1 protein-coding gene is annotated in these 650 nt (G+C 26.6%); it reads right to left on the reverse strand.

Annotated features, from left to right (window positions below; all coding sequences use genetic code 4):
- Positions 1-650: hypothetical protein (locus ACXX86_RS04075; RefSeq protein WP_458561198.1), on the reverse strand; the 650-nt coding region annotated here is incomplete at both ends.

Consider the following 650-nt stretch of genomic DNA (forward strand, 5'->3'; position numbering starts at 1 on the left):
CTGCATCATTTGGTAAGTTATTAATTGCAGTTTGTACACTATCAAAAATATTATCATAAGCAATTGTCATATTAGTTATAAGTGTATCTAATGCTTTCTCTGTTGTAGTTTCTTTTAAAATATTATCAACTTTAGCAGCTTCAACATCATAATATGCTTTAGTTTGATTACCACCTTCATCTAAACCAATTAATGTATCAAGTTTATTTTGTACTTCATCAATTTTAGGTTGAATAATACCTTTTACTTGTTCTTTTAATTTTTCTACTTCTGTTTTATCAGATTGATTATTAATTGCATCTACAAATTCTTCTTTTCTACCATCATCATTTCTTGGTTTTAATTTATTAGCAATAGAGATAGCTTCTAATTTAGCTTGTGCTAATTCTTCTGCAGTAGTATTTTCAGCTCTTGCATTACCTAAAATAGTATCAATAGATGAAATATCATTGTTTTCATTTTCATTAGTTAAAGTAGAATTAATTTGATTTTTATAATCTGTTTTTTGTGCTTCACTTAAATAACTTAATCCTTCAATAGTAGTTTTAGCTGCATCTTGTTTTTCTTTAAATTTCTTAGTTGCTTCAGTTACTGTTGTTTCATATTGTTCTTCTGTTCTACCATCATCAGATTGTCCATTAAAGGTTCCT

The sequence above is a fragment of the Mycoplasma sp. CB776 genome (assembly GCF_054343395.1).